This is a genomic window from Pseudomonas sp. TE31087 (assembly GCF_057284075.1).
On sequence record NZ_JBXVNN010000001.1, the window covers coordinates 2590858 to 2605530 of the forward strand.

Annotated in this window: 16 protein-coding genes; 2 read left to right on the forward strand and 14 right to left on the reverse strand. The window is 62.5% G+C overall.

All coding sequences use genetic code 11. From position 1 onward, the window contains the following. Nucleotides 1-40: 40 nt before the first annotated feature. Nucleotides 41-865 carry a deoxynucleotide monophosphate kinase family protein gene (locus ACZ899_RS11560; RefSeq protein ID WP_234561561.1) on the forward strand — a complete coding sequence of 275 codons (825 nt, stop codon included), beginning with the start codon at nucleotides 41-43 and terminating at the stop codon, nucleotides 863-865. Here ACZ899_RS11560 and ACZ899_RS11565 read toward each other — a convergent pair. The 11 genes from ACZ899_RS11565 to ACZ899_RS11615 all read right to left on the reverse strand — a co-directional run bounded on the left by ACZ899_RS11565 (nucleotide 813) and on the right by ACZ899_RS11615 (nucleotide 10709). Continuing rightward, nucleotides 813-1709: an HNH endonuclease gene (locus ACZ899_RS11565; protein ID WP_232857550.1), complete on the reverse strand. Its 897-nt coding sequence runs from the start codon at nucleotides 1707-1709 to the stop codon at nucleotides 813-815. The two genes, ACZ899_RS11560 and ACZ899_RS11565, sit on opposite strands and share 53 nt — an antisense overlap. Beyond that, nucleotides 1710-3068, reverse strand: coding sequence for an AAA family ATPase (locus ACZ899_RS11570; protein ID WP_234561560.1), 1359 nt, complete (start codon nucleotides 3066-3068; stop codon nucleotides 1710-1712). A 229-nt stretch (nucleotides 3069-3297) separates the two neighbouring features. Further along, complete coding sequence (gene mltG / locus ACZ899_RS11575) at nucleotides 3298-4422, reverse strand: endolytic transglycosylase MltG (protein WP_234561559.1); 1125 nt, start codon at nucleotides 4420-4422, stop codon at nucleotides 3298-3300. A gap of 3 nt (nucleotides 4423-4425) precedes the next feature. Continuing rightward, on the reverse strand, nucleotides 4426-5241 hold the full coding sequence (pabC, locus tag ACZ899_RS11580; protein WP_234561558.1) for an aminodeoxychorismate lyase: 816 nt from the start codon (nucleotides 5239-5241) through the stop codon (nucleotides 4426-4428). Further along, nucleotides 5241-6485 carry a beta-ketoacyl-ACP synthase II gene (gene fabF / locus ACZ899_RS11585; protein ID WP_050704704.1) on the reverse strand — a complete coding sequence of 415 codons (1245 nt, stop codon included), beginning with the start codon at nucleotides 6483-6485 and terminating at the stop codon, nucleotides 5241-5243. Before fabF ends, pabC begins: the two co-directional genes overlap by 1 nt. Before the next feature lie 162 nt (nucleotides 6486-6647). Then, nucleotides 6648-6884: an acyl carrier protein gene (gene acpP, locus ACZ899_RS11590; RefSeq protein WP_028690990.1), complete on the reverse strand. Its 237-nt coding sequence runs from the start codon at nucleotides 6882-6884 to the stop codon at nucleotides 6648-6650. Between the two features lie 204 nt (nucleotides 6885-7088). After that, nucleotides 7089-7829 (reverse strand): 3-oxoacyl-ACP reductase FabG, encoded by a 741-nt coding sequence (gene fabG, locus ACZ899_RS11595; protein ID WP_234561557.1) that lies wholly within the window; start codon nucleotides 7827-7829, stop codon nucleotides 7089-7091. 16 nt (nucleotides 7830-7845) lie between these two features. Then, nucleotides 7846-8784 carry an ACP S-malonyltransferase gene (fabD, locus tag ACZ899_RS11600; RefSeq protein ID WP_234561556.1) on the reverse strand — a complete coding sequence of 313 codons (939 nt, stop codon included), beginning with the start codon at nucleotides 8782-8784 and terminating at the stop codon, nucleotides 7846-7848. A 187-nt stretch (nucleotides 8785-8971) separates the two neighbouring features. Continuing rightward, nucleotides 8972-9982 carry a phosphate acyltransferase PlsX gene (gene plsX / locus ACZ899_RS11605; RefSeq protein WP_267967161.1) on the reverse strand — a complete coding sequence of 337 codons (1011 nt, stop codon included), beginning with the start codon at nucleotides 9980-9982 and terminating at the stop codon, nucleotides 8972-8974. Nucleotides 9983-9985: 3 nt separating this feature from the next. Further along, nucleotides 9986-10168: a 50S ribosomal protein L32 gene (rpmF, locus tag ACZ899_RS11610; protein WP_028690987.1), complete on the reverse strand. Its 183-nt coding sequence runs from the start codon at nucleotides 10166-10168 to the stop codon at nucleotides 9986-9988. Between the two features lie 13 nt (nucleotides 10169-10181). Further along, a complete protein-coding gene (locus tag ACZ899_RS11615; RefSeq protein ID WP_023630499.1) occupies nucleotides 10182-10709 on the reverse strand; it encodes a YceD family protein in 528 nt (175 codons plus the stop codon). Nucleotides 10710-10805: 96 nt separating this feature from the next. On the opposite strand from ACZ899_RS11615, the gene ACZ899_RS11620 reads away from it, so the two are divergent. After that, a complete protein-coding gene (locus tag ACZ899_RS11620) occupies nucleotides 10806-11384 on the forward strand; it encodes a Maf family protein (RefSeq protein WP_203647549.1) in 579 nt (192 codons plus the stop codon). Between the two features lie 193 nt (nucleotides 11385-11577). Here the strand turns inward: ACZ899_RS11620 and ACZ899_RS11625 are convergent, their stop codons facing one another. From ACZ899_RS11625 to rluC, 3 genes are read right to left on the reverse strand one after another with little or no spacing between them, the layout of a single operon-like run. Continuing rightward, on the reverse strand, nucleotides 11578-12564 hold the full coding sequence (locus ACZ899_RS11625) for a S49 family peptidase (protein WP_232857560.1): 987 nt from the start codon (nucleotides 12562-12564) through the stop codon (nucleotides 11578-11580). 2 nt (nucleotides 12565-12566) lie between these two features. Next, on the reverse strand, nucleotides 12567-13247 hold the full coding sequence (locus ACZ899_RS11630) for an HAD family hydrolase (protein ID WP_234561555.1): 681 nt from the start codon (nucleotides 13245-13247) through the stop codon (nucleotides 12567-12569). Nucleotides 13248-13250: 3 nt separating this feature from the next. Next, nucleotides 13251-14204, reverse strand: coding sequence for a 23S rRNA pseudouridine(955/2504/2580) synthase RluC (gene rluC / locus ACZ899_RS11635; protein ID WP_203647551.1), 954 nt, complete (start codon nucleotides 14202-14204; stop codon nucleotides 13251-13253). Nucleotides 14205-14673: the final 469 nt, after the last annotated feature.

Genomic DNA, 14673 nt, shown 5'->3' on the forward strand with positions numbered 1-14673 from the left:
ATTCTAGCGTTTCTCCCTGCCCAAACATACTGGAGACCTCGTGAGGAAAATCATCGGCCTGGCCGCCCCCGCCCGATCAGGGAAAGACACCGTTGCCGCCGTACTGCTCAAGCAACCAGGTGTCGCGGCATACGCATTGGCAGACCCCTTGAAAATGGGTTGCCAGGCGCTATGGGGATTAAGCGACGAGCAGACGTGGTCGGATGATCTCAAAGAGCAGCCCATTGCACTGTGGCAACGTTCGCCACGAGAACTGTTCCAGCAAGTGGGCACCGAGTGGATGCGCGAACGCACTGCCGACCATTGGCTGATGCGCGCAGAGTTGGCCATCAACCCACCTGCCGGTCGGGCGACCGATGACGGTTTTGTCGTCGACCTGAACGCGACGCAGGCCCCGTTCAGACTCGCAGCCCAAGCCTTCTTCGGTTTTAGTGATGCGCAGCTCTGGGACGAACGGCTGAGCGGGCAGATCGATCCTTACTGGTCGATCACACCCCGCAGCGCTGTGGAGTTTCTCAGCGCCAGAGCATTGGCGCTGTACAGCGACTATGCAGTTCGACGGGCAGCTTCGACGGTGGCACTCTCACGCCCCCTCTCATCGCTCCCGGATGAGGCCCACACCATCATCATCAAAGATATTCGCTACGAGAACGAAGCAGCTTACCTGCGCCAACACAATGGCAGGATCTGGCACATCAGGCGCCCAAATCCGCAACGGGTAAATCCTCACAGCTCAGAGTCAGGCATCGAGATACAACCGCAAGACATTCTGATCGACAACGACCAGACAATTGATGTGCTCGCCGAACGGGTCATGAGCGCGTGGAAGATGTCGCAGCCTCTGTGCAGCAAGTCAATACCTTGAGGATGCCAGCCGCGTCGTCGGTATCGATATCCTCATCAGCAACAAGGGCCACCAATAGCGCTTCTGCTTTTTCAGCCAGCAGCATGGTGCCTTTGGCGCGAAATTCCACCCAGAGCCGGATCAGCTCATTCGCTACCGGACGGTCGATATCAACTGCCATCTCGACGGCACTGACCGCGTGATCAAAGCTGCACCGCTGCGCCCGGACATCCCCGGCCAGATCCATCACAGCGTCTCTAAGGCTTCCAGCCTGCCGTGCCTTGATCAAGGCACGCACTGCAGCCCTGGAGCTCAGGCCCTCAGCCTGATCGAGCCGGCAAACCCGGATAACGTAATCGCCCTCTGGGGAACGTTGTGTGTAAGTCCAATTCTCGCTTCGACTGATATGGCCGGAATAACGCTGGGTGTATGGGTAAAACCACTGTATGGCAGCAGGGTCAGGATAGGTGTCACTGGTGTAGACATTCGTCCGGTCACGCAAAGGGTCGAAGCTCTTCTTGTACGAGTTGCAGATTTTGCAGATCACCACCATATTCAGTGGTTCATAGGTGAACTGTGAGTAGCCATACGTGTGCTGACGCCGTGCATACTCATTGCTTCTGCCGTTTTCATCCGTACAGTTCTTCGTACCCAGTTTGGGCAATATATGATCCAGTTCTCGATGCCCGACCTCATCCGCCTCGATCGCGAGCTGGCAATAAGCGCAGCGGTAATTCTGAAGCTTCAGCAGCCGGCTGCGGTATGCCTTTAACTCATGGGGTGTCGACCACACGTTTCCTGAATACGCCCGGATCGACGCCAACAGTGGCTCATCTTCGTCAGTGAGCGTGATAGTTTCGAACATTCACCCAACTCCATGCCCGGTGCGCTTGCGCAACTCATCGAGCAGTTGGCTCAAGACGGTCCGCAGCGGATCGACCGGCGGTAGCGAGGCCAGACACTGGGTAAGCTCTTCCTGAAACAGCCGATTTTCTGCAACGCTCATCCGCTTGTCTTCGCGAATGAGTGCCAGCGCAACATCTGCAGTGAGGGTGAAAAAGGGTGCCCGTGACGATGGCACATCGAACGCGGCCTCGTAGACATCAGATGCTCTCCACCCGTAGGTGTCTGGCACACTTCTGGACTCGATGAGCTGCTGACCCGCCTCGTTCACACCAAGGTCGATCAGCGCCTGAACTTGCCCGCAGCCAGGTTCGACACCAGAGGCAATAATCGGCGAATGAGTCACCACCATGGCCTGCGCCCCCCGGAACTCTCTCATGACAGCGTTCAGCGTGGTGATGTACTGCTGCTGCCAAAGAGGGTGCAGGCTATTCTCAGGCTCGTCGATCAACACCAGGCTGCTGTCGGTGATGTGTGCCGCCAACCCGACCAGTCCCGCGAGCCAGCTCCATTGGCCAGAACTGAGATGATCGCCCGGAAGCTCGAGCATACCCTGCCCTTGGCGAGCGCTCTCCGAGCGGGGGCTCTGCTTGAAGAATCGTGTCTGGGACACTTCGATAAGGCCTGCGCGTACGAAAACCTCCAGTTCATCAATACCCCAGTCCTTCCAAACCGGCGAAGCAAGGCGAATTTCACCCTTTTCGAACACCAGGCAAGGAGGGGCGTGATCGAACCAATTCAGGAGTTTGAAAATACCATTGATAGTAAAATCAAAACCGCTGACCTTATTGAGTACCGCTTGTAGCCGCGGGCTGTGGCGCTCCACAGGGACCGCCTGACAATAGTCAGCGATGGCTTTCCTGGCATAATCCTCAATGGCATCCTTTGCCATGTATCTCACACTGAGATGAGCATTAACCCAGTCACTGTCATGCCGCTCCAGCTCTTTTCCAAGCTTGAGGGATATGTCGATTCTTGGCGCGAACCCAACATTATTGAAAACCCGCTCGAATATATGAGCCCTGGCACGGAGCTGATCGGCGTTCAAGAACAAGGCCACCATCAGCGCTCGCTCACTCTGGGCGATACCTGCCATACCGTTTGCCGCGCGCTGCCCCAGGTAGAGGTATCTTGCCTGCCCCTGCTTTTTTTGGCTGCCGAGCATCAGCATCTGCGCCCTTGGGAAACGATCCAGCGGAGTACCCGATATACAGATCACGTTTGCCGGCGCACCACTTTCCCAGCCGGGCATTGCCAAGTCTGAGTTGCGTTTTTTGCCAGCCGCCATGTCATCCAGGGCCGCTTGAAGAATCTGACGCAAGATAAAACTCTTACGACTGCCATTCTGGCCTATCAATACAGAGATCCAGGTTCCAAACCTGGACGCACGCTCATCGTATAAATCAACGTGAGCGCTCAGTGAAGTATTGGAAATAGCGAAAGATTTTAGCACCTGCTCTCCCTGAGAACTTGACACCCTCGCAGTGTGGCGAGATAACCGGACCAATACGCGCCGCCGCTGAACGCCATGACGCCCATTGCCATAGCGCCTAAGGCTGTTCCGTCGCTGGCGCTGAAGACTTGGAATCAGGCTCTGCAGGTGCAGCGACGCCATCGGCCGGAGCCTCTTCAGGTGCGTTCTGCGGTGCAGGGCTCGAACGGTAATCCGCCCGCCGCTTGAGCTGGAACTCACGCACCGCACTGTTGTGATCGTCCAGGTCGTCGGAGAACACATGGCTGCCATCGCCGCGGGCGACGAAGTACAGGCTCGAGCCGTTGCTGGGGTTGAGCGCGGCGTGGATCGCCTCGCGCCCGACCATGGCGATCGGCGTCGGCGGCAGGCCGGTCATGGTGTAGGTGTTGTAGGGGGTCGGCTCGCGCAGGTCGGCGCGGGTGATCTTGCCGTTGTAGCGCTCGCCCATGCCGTAGATCACGGTCGGGTCGGTCTGCAGCATCATGCCCAGGCGCATGCGCCGCACGAACACGCCGGCGATCTGCCCGCGCTCCTGGGGAATGCCGGTTTCCTTCTCCACCAGCGAGGCCATGATCAGCGCCTGGTACGGGTCGCGATACGGCAGGTCGGTGCTGCGCTCGGCCCATTCCTTGGCCAACACTTCGTCCAGGCGCATATAAGCCTGCTGCAACAGCTCGATGTCACTCATGCCGCGCACGAAGCGATAGGTGTCGGGGAAGAAGCGGCCTTCGGGGAACACACCGGTATGGCCGAGCTTATCCATCACTTCGGCATCGGACAGCCCCTCGAGGGTGTGCTTGAGCTTTTCGTGCTTCGCGACTGCGGCACGCACCTGGCGGAAGGTCCAGCCCTCGACCAGGGTAATGTTGTACTGCACCACGTCGCCGCGCTTCCAGGCGTCGAACAGCTGCCCCACGGTCATGCCCGGGGTCACCCGGTACTCGCCGGTATGCAGCGGCGTGCCCGCCATGTTGAAGCGCCAGTAAAGGCGCAGCCACAGCGGATCGTCGAGCAGGCCTTCGCCCTGCATGCGATAGAACATACGGTTGGGCGTCGTGCCGCTGGGCACGTCGAGCAGGCGCTCCTGCGCCACTTGCAGGGGCTGCTCCAGGACCGAGTTGACCTTCCAGGCGGCCCAGCCCAGTGCCAGGCCGGCGAGGATCAAACTCATTTCCAGCAGCAGCAGGAATTTGCGTCTCACGAATCAGGTATCCAGTAACGTACGGGCAACGGCCTGCAGTTTACGGGTGAGCGGCCCGGCCGGCCAGTTCAGCGCGGCGAATTCACGCACGGGCCAGATGCCGTAGACACTGTTGCAGACGAACACTTCGTCGGCCTGCTCCAGCGCCTCCAGCGGCAAGTCCCGCACCAGGGTGGCAATGCCCAGCAACGCCGCCTGCTCCAGCAACGCCGCGCGCATCACCCCGGCCACGCCGCAACGGCTCAGCTCGGCGGTTAGCAGCACGCCGTCACGCACCAGGAACAGGTTGCTGTACACCCCTTCGATCACCCGCCCTTGGCCGTCACGCATCAAGCCTTCGGCAAACGCCGGATCCTGCCATTCGGCACGGGCCAGCACCTGCTCGAGGCGGTTGAGGTGTTTGAGCCCGGCCAGCAGCGGTTGTTCCGCCAGCCGCGTCTGACAGGCGTACAGGCGCACGCCCTGTTCGGCGTTTTCGGCGGGATAAGCCGGCAAGGGGCTGCCCTGGAGAATGCGCCGCGCCTGGGCGCCAGCCACCGGGGCATAGCCGCGCTGGCTGTCGCCACGGGTCAGGATCAGCTTGGCGACGCCCTCGCCCAGCAACTGGGCGAATTGCAACAGTTCATTGCGAACCAGCGTCAGATCGGCTTCGATCGCCAGGCGCTGGCAACCCAGCGCCAGGCGGTCGAGGTGCAGGGCCAGCAGGCTGGGCCTGCCGCCGCGCACGGCAATGGTCTCGAACAGGCCATCGCCGTAGGCCAGGCCACGATTCTGCAGATTGACCGCAGCCGCGTCCTGGCCATCGATCCAGCTGTGCATCAGTCGGCGAACCGACGGAATACCAGCGAGCCGTTGGTGCCACCAAAGCCGAACGAGTTGGACAGCACCACGTCGATCGGCATGCTGCGCGCCTGGTGCGGCACGAAGTCCAGGTCGCAGCCTTCGTCGGGCTCGTCCAGGTTGATGGTCGGCGGCGCCATCTGGCTGTTGATCGCCAGGACGCTGAAGATCGCCTCCACCGCGCCGGCAGCGCCGAGCAGGTGGCCGGTCATCGACTTGGTCGAACTGACCGCCAGCTTGTAGGCGTGCTCGCCGAACACGCGCTTGATCGCGGCCACTTCGGCAATGTCGCCGGCCGGCGTCGAGGTGCCGTGGGCGTTGATGTAGCTGACGTCCTCAGGCTGGATGCCGGCATCGCGCAAGGCGTTGGCCATGCAGCGGGCGGCACCTTCGCCGGAATCGGGCGGCGAGGTCATGTGGTAGGCGTCGCCGCTCATGCCGAAACCGACCAGCTCGGCGTAGATGGTGGCGCCACGGGCCTTGGCATGCTCCAGTTCTTCGAGCACCAGGGCACCGGCGCCGTCGGACAGCACGAAGCCGTCACGGCCCTTGTCCCACGGACGGCTGGCACGGGCCGGCTCGTCGTTGCGGGTCGACAGCGCGCGGGACGCGCCGAAGCCGCCCATGCCCAGGCCGCAGGCGGCCATTTCGGCGCCGCCGGCGATCATCACGTCGGCTTCACCGTAGGCGATGTTGCGCGCGGCCATGCCGATGCAATGGGTGCCGGTGGTGCAGGCGGTGGCGATCGCGTAGTTCGGCCCTTGCAGACCCAGGTGGATCGACAGGAAGCCGGAGATCATGTTGATGATCGAGCCCGGCACGAAGAACGGCGAGATCCGGCGCGGCCCCTGCTCGTGCAGGGTCTTGCTGGTCTCTTCGATGTTGGTCAGCCCACCGATGCCCGAGCCCATGGCCACGCCGATGCGCTCGCGGTTGGCGTCGGTGATTTCCAGGCCGGCGTTGCGCACCGCCTGGAAGCCGGCCGCCAGGCCGTACTGGATGAACAGGTCGAGCTTGCGGGCCTCCTTGGCCGACAGGTACTGCTCGACTTCAAAGCCCTTTACCGAGCCGCCAAAACGGGTGGAGTAGGCAGACAGATCCGTATGCTCGATCGGACCGATGCCACTGCGTCCAGCTAGAATGCCCTGCCAGGTGCTCGGTACATCGGTACCCAGTGGCGACAGCATACCCATACCAGTGACCACGACGCGTCTACGCGACACAGTACTCTCCTCATTTCCAAATTACAGAGTCTCTTGCCAGTGCACTGGCGCGGCCAATGGCCTGGCAACAGACTCCGCTGATTGCAGGGCTTGCAAAGAAAAAACCGCACGCCGGCGACGGCAGTGCGGTTTTTCCCGACAAGTAGCGTCGACTGAAACGTCTTAGGCCTGGTGGGCGTTGACGTAGTCGATGGCAGCTTGAACGGTAGTGATCTTCTCGGCTTCTTCGTCAGGGATTTCGGTCTCGAATTCCTCTTCCAGAGCCATCACCAGCTCAACGGTGTCAAGCGAATCGGCACCCAGGTCCTCAACGAAGGAAGAGGTGTTCTTCACTTCATCTTCCTTGACGCCCAGTTGCTCGGCGACGATTTTCTTGACGCGTTCTTCGATGGTGCTCATACCTAGTTTTCACTCCTAATGGACATATGTCAGGCAGCTGGCCGGTGACCAAGTTTATAGGAAGACGCCTGCTTTTCAAGCGTAACGCGCCTTCCACCAGGCCACCGGGCCCTCTGCCCGGAATCTGGTTGCAGCTTTATAACGGATTTTAGGCTCGCAGTATGACTCTTTTTTGAAGCAATCCGTCACATTGAGTTGCGGTTTTTACATGTACATCCCGCCGTTCACCGGCACGGTGGCGCCGGTGACATAGGCTGCGCCGTCGGAAGCCAGGAAGGAAACCACTTTCGCGATCTCCTCGGCCTGGCCCAGGCGGCCCAGCGGAATCTCTTTCTGCAGGGCCTCGCGCTGCGCTTCGGGCAGTTCGCGGGTCATGTCGGTGTCGATGAAGCCCGGGGTCACCGAGTTGACGGTGATGCCACGCGAGCCCACCTCACGGGCCAGGGCACGGCTGAAGCCTTCCAGGCCGGCCTTGGCGGCGGCGTAGTTGGCCTGGCCGGCGTTGCCCATGGCACCCACTACCGAGCCGATGCTGATGATACGACCCCAGCGGGCCTTGGTCATGCCGCGCAGCACGCCCTTGGACAGACGGTAGAGGCTGTTGAGGTTGGTGTCGATCACATCGAACCACTCGTCGTCCTTCATCCGCAGCATCAGGTTGTCGCGGGTGATGCCGGCGTTGTTGACCAGGATAGCCGGCGCGCCAAACTGCGCGCCGATGGCGCCCAGCACCGCGTCCACGGACTCAGCGCTGGTGACGTTCAGCTCAAGGCCGGTGCCGTTGATGCCGTGCTCTTTCAGGGTGGCGGCAATGCGCTCGGCGCCCGACGCGGTGGTGGCGGTACCGATCACGGTCGCGCCCTGGCGGCCCAGCTCGAGGGCGATGGCCTGGCCGATACCACGGCTGGCGCCGGTGACCAGTGCAACTTTACCTTGCAGGCTCATGCAAGCTTCTCCGAATTCAGGCCAGCGCCGCACGGGTGGCGGCGACGGCGTCTGGGGTGTTGAGGTTGTAGGTGGTCACGCCGTCGGCGCAACGCTTGTTCAGGCCGGCCAGGACCTTGCCCGGGCCGCATTCGACCAGGTTCACCGCGCCGCGCTCGGCCAAGGCCTGCACGCACTCGACCCAACGCACCGGCTGGTACAGCTGCGCCAGCAGGTCCTGCTTGAGGGCGTCGAGGTCGGCGGCGATGGCGGCGGTGACGTTCTGCACCACCGGGATCTGCGGGGCCTTCCATTCGATGGCGTTGACCGACTCGGCGAAACGCTCGGCGGCCGGCTTCATCAGCGCGCAGTGCGACGGCACGCTGACCGCCAGCGGCAGGGCGCGCTTGGCCCCGGCCTCTTTGCACAGCTCCATGGCGCGATCCACCGCCGCCTTGTTGCCGGCGATGACCACCTGGCCAGGGGAGTTGAAGTTCACCGCGCTGACCACTTGGTCTTCGGCGGCCTTGGCGCAGATCTCGACCACGACCGCGTCGTCCAGGCCGAGGATCGCGGCCATGGCGCCGTGACCGGCCGGCACAGCTTCCTGCATCAGCTGACCGCGGCGCTCGACAAGGCGCACGGCGTCTTTGAGCGACAGGCTGCCAGCGGCGACCAGGGCGCTGTATTCACCCAGGCTGTGACCGGAGACAAACGCAGGCTGCGCGCCACCCTCTTCCAGCCACAGGCGCCACAGGGCGATCGAGGCGGTCAGGATGGCCGGCTGGGTCTTGTCGGTCTGGTTGAGTTGTTCTTCCGGGCCTTCCTGGACCAACTTCCACAGGTCGTAGCCCAGGGCCTCGGACGCTTCCTTGAAGGTCTCGACGATTACCGGTTTTTCGGCGCCCAGCTCTTTGAGCATGCCCAGCGACTGGGAACCTTGACCAGGAAAGACGAATGCGAGGGATGCAGACATTGAACAAGCCCTTATGATCTTGTCGTCGGATAGGGTGCGCCGGGCCATGGGCCGGGCGCGCAATCTGAAAGCTTGGATGGAGCGGCGGACCAAGCGGTCACATTTAAGCACTTCATGGGCGACATGCCCAAAGGCTTTGTATTTCCAGTCATGGCCTCATCGCGGGGCAAGCCCGCTCCCACGCCACTCAGGGCAACAGGTCTTCGAGGCGCCCATGCAGGCGCTGCGGCAGGTTCTCCTGGATCTCGATCAGCGCGCGCTGGATCGCACTCTGCAACCCCTGCACGCCCGCCGAGCCATGACTCTTGATGACGATGCCCTGCAACCCCAGGAAGCTTGCGCCATTGTGTCGCGCCGGCGCCAGGTCGGCCTGCAGGCGCTTGAGCAACGGCATGGCCATGGCCCCCGCCGCCCGCGCCAGCAGCCCGCCACGGAACAACGCCTCGATGCGCGCACCGATCATGGTTGCCAGGCCTTCGCTGGACTTGAGCAGGATATTGCCGACGAAACCGTCGCACACCACCACGTCCGCCTCGCCACGGTACAGCCCGTCGCCCTCGACGAAGCCGATGTAGTTCAGGCCCCGGGCGTTCTGCAGCAGACTGGCGGCCAGCTTGACCTGCTGGTTGCCCTTGATGTCCTCGGTGCCGATATTGAGCAGCGCCACCCGCGGCCGCTGCACGCCCAGGGCCTGCGCGGCCACCGAGCCCATCACGGCGAACTGGTAGAGGTTTTCAGCGCTGCAATCAACATTGGCGCCGAGGTCGAGCAGCTGGCAGTAGCCGGCCTGGGTCGGAATCGCCGCCACCATCGCCGGGCGATCGATACCAGGCAGGGTCTTGAGCACCAGGCGCGACAAGGCCATGAGCGCACCGGTATTGCCGGCACTCACGCAGGCCTGGGCCTTGCCATCGCGCACCAGTTCGAGGGCGACGCGCATCGACGAGTCCGGCTTGCCCCGCAACGCCTGCGATGGCCGCTCGTCCATGCCGATCACTTCGCTGGCCGCAACAATCTGCAGGCGCGCGCGATCCGCAGCCGCAAGGCCGCTGACGAGATCTTCAAGGAGGGAGGGTTGACCGACGAGGGTCAGGTGCAGCGAGGGGGTAGCCGAAAGGCAGGCAATGCTAGCCTGGACAATGTTGCGGGGACCGAAGTCCCCGCCCATTGCGTCGATCGCGATGATCTGAGCGGACAAGGATTACTCGTCGGCGCCCTTGTCGATCACTTTGCGACCACGGTATACGCCTTCTGGCGATACGTGGTGACGCAGGTGTACTTCACCGGTGCTCTTCTCTACCGACAGAGCTTCTGCCGACAGGGCGTCGTGCGAACGGCGCATGTCACGGGCAGAGCGGGATTTTTTGTTCTGCTGAACAGCCATAATTGATTAACTCCTAAACGTTTGGGTCACGCTTTAACTGCGCCAATACACTGAACGGGTTGGACCGCGATACCTCGTCCTTGCTCGGCTCGGGCTCATCGAGTCCCGCCGGCTGCTGGCATTCTTCCGGATGATGAGCAGGCACGATCGGCAGGGCGAGCAACAGCTCTTCCTCGACCAACGCCTGCAGATCCAAAGGATCTTCGCCCAGTTCCAGCACGTCATAGCCTTTCGGCAACGACTGGGTGTTCGCACCCTCCTTCACCACGGCGTATGTACATTCGCTGTGGATCGGTAGGGTGACCAGCTCAAGACAACGCTGGCAAACCATCTTGACTTCGACATCCAGCGCGCTGTGGATTACCACTACGTGCTGTTCATCTCGTTCAAAATCGAACTTCGCCTGCACCGTACCGACATTGTCGGAAAGCGGGTCGCAGAGTCTTTCCAAATCAGCGAGTTGCAGCGAACCTTCGAGGGTTACGCCACGATCAGCCAATTTGCGCGGGTCAACGTGAGGTGGAATCGGGTCATTCAACATAGGCGCAGCATTCTAGGGATGCACCCCCTCCCTGTCAAAGGAAATTAGGTGTCATCTCGCATGTTAGAATTCGGGGTAATTGCCCAGGAGTCTACCATGCTTCCCTTGTTACTGGCTTCCAGCTCTGCGTACCGCCGCGAACTGCTCACCCGCCTGCGCCTGCCCTTCACCTGGGCGAGCCCCGACCTTGACGAACGGCGCCTCGATGGCGAGCCCGCCGTCGAGCTGGTCCGCCGCCTGGCCCGACAGAAGGCCGAGGCCCTGGCCGCCAGCCACCCCGACCACCTGATCATCGGCTCCGACCAGGTGGCGGTGCTGGGCGAGCAGATCCTCGGCAAGCCCCACACCTTCGAACGCGCCTGCGAGCAGTTGCTGGAGGCCAGCGGGCAGCAGGTCACCTTCCTCACCGGGCTGGCGCTGCTGAACAGCGCCACAGGCCACTGCCAGGTCGATTGCGTGCCGTTTACCGTGACGATGCGCGAGCTGGATCGGGAGCGCGTGGAGCGCTATGTGACAGCCGAGCAGCCGCTGGACTGCGCCGGCAGCTTCAAGGCGGAGGGATTGGGGGTCAGCCTGTTCCAGAGCACCCATGGCTGCGATGCCACGAGCCTGATCGGGCTGCCTCTGATTAGACTGGTGGACATGCTGCACAAGGAAGGTGTGCGGGTGCCCTGAGCACCAGCCCTCTCAAGGCATTAAAAATTAGCGCCTGACTTGGAATTGCCGGGGCTGCTTTGCAGCCCTTTCGCGGCACAAGGCCGCTCCTACAGGCGAGCGTGCCCCCCCCTGTAGGAGCGGCCTTGTGCCGCGAAAGGGCTGCAAAGCGACCCCTGCATCTTGGACCGACCCACGACGATGAACCTTCAGCTCAACGCAGCGAAGGCCCCTGGAAGCCCATGTACAGCGCCAGGCGCTCCGCCACGCTGGCACCGATACGCTTGGAGAAGCGATCGAACGGCGACTCCTGCACGGTGAAGTCCACCAGTTCCTTCTCCCCCACGATGTCGCGGGCGACATAGCTGGCACTGCCCAGCCCATCCACCAGCCCCAGCACCTTGGCCTGCTCGCCGGACCAGATCAGCCCGCTGAACAGCTCCGGATGCTCCTTGTCCTTCAACCGCTCGCCGCGCCCCTGCTTGACCATGGCAATGAACTGGCGGTGTGTGGTGTCCAGCACGCCCTGCCAGAACGCGGTCTCCTCGGGTTTCTGTGGCGAGAACGGATCGAGGAACGCCTTATGCTCGCCAGCCGTATAGGTACGACGCTCCACCCCCAGCTTGTCCATGGTCCCGACGAAGCCATAACCGGCCGCGGTGACACCAATGGAGCCGACCAGGCTGGCCTTGTCGGCATAGATCTCGTCGGCGGCGCTGGCGATGTAGTAGGCGCCGGAAGCACCCAGGTCGGCGATCACCGCATACAGCTTGATGGCCGGGTACTCGGCGCGCAGGCGACGGATCTCGTCATACACGTAGCCCGACTGCACCGGACTGCCGCCCGGGCTGTTGATGCGCATGACCACGGCCTTGGTCTTCGGGTCCTTGAACGCCTCGCGCAGGCTCTTGACGATATTGTCGGCACTGGCCGGCTCCTGGTCGGCAATCACCCCGCGCACCTCGACCAGCGCGGTATGGTTGCCGCTGCGCGAGGCCGCCTTGTCCACATCCATCAACGGCGTGAACAGGAACAGGATGCCGAACAGGTAAACGAAGGTCAGCAGCTTGAAGAAGATCCCCCAGCGCCGCGCCCGGCGCTGCTCCTGGACGCCGGCCAGCAAGGTCTTCTCCAGCAGTTTCCAGCTCTTGCGCTCCTCGCCGGTTTCGTCCGGCTCGGGCGCCTTCCATTCGTCAGTCATGCTCACCTACCTTGGAAATTGATCTGCGCAGGCTCGGCCAGCCATTCGCGCAACTGGGAAAAATGCTCGATGCACACTTGCGGACCGAATTCGGCCAGGGCCTGCAGCGACATGGCGCCGTAGCCCACGGCAACCGAATGCATGCCGGCATTGCTGGCCATCTGCAGGTCGAACGCCGAATCTCCGACCATCAGCGCCCGTCCAGGTTCGACCCGGCAATGGGCGAGAATTTGTTCGAGCATCAGCGGATGCGGCTTGCCACGGGTTTCGTCGGCCGCCCGGGTGATATCGAAATAACCTTCCCAGCCATTGGCCTTGAGCACCCGATCCAGGCCGCGTCGCGCCTTGCCGGTGGCCACCGCCAGGCGATAGCCCTCGGCACGGAACGCTTCCAGCGACTCGACCACGCCGTCGAACAACGGCGACGGCTGTTGGTCCAGCGCCATGTAGACGTCGGCGTAGTGCTGACGGAACGCCTCGACCTGCGGTGCATCTAGGTGCGGGTACAGGGTAGCGATCGCCTCCCCCAGCGCCAGGCCGATAATACCCTTGACCGCCTCGTCGCTACTGGCGACCTCGCCGGCACGCCCGGCGGCCACGTTCATCGCCTCGACGATGCGCCCGATGGAATCGGCCAGGGTGCCATCCCAGTCGAAGATCAGCAGGTCATAACTTTTATTCATGGATCAGGACGCCAGCCGCTCGATGGTCTTGGCCCACATCTCGTCCACCGGCGCCTCGAGCTTGAGCTCGCCACCGTCGGGCAGCGGCACGGTCAGCTGGTAGGCATGCAGGAACAGACGCTTGCCGCCCAGCTCGCGGATCTCGCGACTGAAGTCTTCATCGCCGTACTTGCTGTCGCCGGCGATCATGTGCCCGGCATGCAGGGTATGCACGCGGATCTGGTGGGTACGCCCGGTGATCGGCCGCGCCTCGACGATGGTGGCGAACTCGCCGAAGCGACGCAGCACGCGGAACATCGTCAGCGCGTCCTTGCCCTCGTCATTGACCTCGACCATGCGTTCGCCGGAACGCAGGTTGCTCTTTTGCAGCGGCGCGTTGACCTGCTTCTTCGAGGTCGGCCAGTGGCCGCGCACCAGCGCCATGTAGCGCTTGTCGACGCCATCACCGCGCAGGGCGGCGTGCAGGTGGCGCAGCATGCTGCGCTTCTTGGCGATCATCAGCAGGCCCGAGGTGTCGCGGTCCAGGCGATGCACCAGCTCGAGCTCCTTGGCGTCCGGGCGCAACTGGCGCAGCGCCTCGATCACGCCGAAGCTCAGGCCGCTGCCGCCATGCACGGCGATGCCGGCCGGCTTGTTCATCACGATCAGCGCCTTGTCCTCGTAGACAATCGCGGCCTCCAGGCGCTGCAGCAGCCCCTGGGCCACCGGCGCCGGCTCGTCGCGCTCGGGCAGGCGCACCGGCGGCACGCGCACGATATCGCCGGCCTGCAGCTTGTACTCGGGCTTGATCCGGCCCTTGTTGACCCGCACCTCACCCTTGCGCAGGATGCGGTAGACCAGGGTCTTGGGCACGCCCTTGAGGGCCGTGATGAGGAAATTGTCGATGCGCTGGCCGGCAAGCTCCGGCGGGACTTCGATCAGCTGAACGCCGGAAGTCGGGGGGGTATTGGTCGTCATGGCGGGATCATAACAATTTTTTATGGAATTGAAGCACTTAATCATTGCTGCTATAGTCGCGAACGCCGCCAAAAGCGGCAGGCCAGCGGCACCAGGCTCTACGCCGGCCCTGACCATCGCAATTCCCGAGGACGCGAGGCCGTCCTACGGAGCGTTCGCCAGTTTAACTAAATGCCTGGAATCGCCACCAGCGCTGTGTAGAGAAGACCGAAAAAAAACGACAAGTGCGGTGTTTCACCTGCTTATCCCGATTCTTTTCGCCGTACCTCTGCCCGCCACCGTCGTTTCCGCGCATTCGGGTGAATGCCTCGGAAATACCTGCCTTGGATATGTTATGGCGCCAGCCCGGAACCGGGCTGGCGAAAAATGCAACCCGTTGCGGATTCAGCGCGCGGCAGCACCGAATTTTCAGGGATACGTGCAGGGTGGAGATGTACAGCCCTCGGACCGTGTGGCACCGAACCCGTCC

Coding starts and splice junctions, on each gene's coding strand:
- ACZ899_RS11565 (WP_232857550.1), bottom strand. CDS start 1,709: ATGTTCGAAACTATCACGCTCACTGACGAAGATGAGCCACTGTTGGCG.
- fabG (WP_234561557.1), bottom strand. CDS start 7,829: ATGAGCCTGCAAGGTAAAGTTGCACTGGTCACCGGCGCCAGCCGTGGT.
- fabD (WP_234561556.1), bottom strand. CDS start 8,784: ATGTCTGCATCCCTCGCATTCGTCTTTCCTGGTCAAGGTTCCCAGTCG.
- pabC (WP_234561558.1), bottom strand. CDS start 5,241: ATGCACAGCTGGATCGATGGCCAGGACGCGGCTGCGGTCAATCTGCAG.
- rpmF (WP_028690987.1), bottom strand. CDS start 10,168: ATGGCTGTTCAGCAGAACAAAAAATCCCGCTCTGCCCGTGACATGCGC.
- acpP (WP_028690990.1), bottom strand. CDS start 6,884: ATGAGCACCATCGAAGAACGCGTCAAGAAAATCGTCGCCGAGCAACTG.
- rluC (WP_203647551.1), bottom strand. CDS start 14,204: ATGACGACCAATACCCCCCCGACTTCCGGCGTTCAGCTGATCGAAGTC.
- ACZ899_RS11620 (WP_203647549.1), top strand. CDS start 10,806: ATGCTTCCCTTGTTACTGGCTTCCAGCTCTGCGTACCGCCGCGAACTG.
- ACZ899_RS11625 (WP_232857560.1), bottom strand. CDS start 12,564: ATGACTGACGAATGGAAGGCGCCCGAGCCGGACGAAACCGGCGAGGAG.
- ACZ899_RS11630 (WP_234561555.1), bottom strand. CDS start 13,247: ATGAATAAAAGTTATGACCTGCTGATCTTCGACTGGGATGGCACCCTG.
- ACZ899_RS11615 (WP_023630499.1), bottom strand. CDS start 10,709: ATGTTGAATGACCCGATTCCACCTCACGTTGACCCGCGCAAATTGGCT.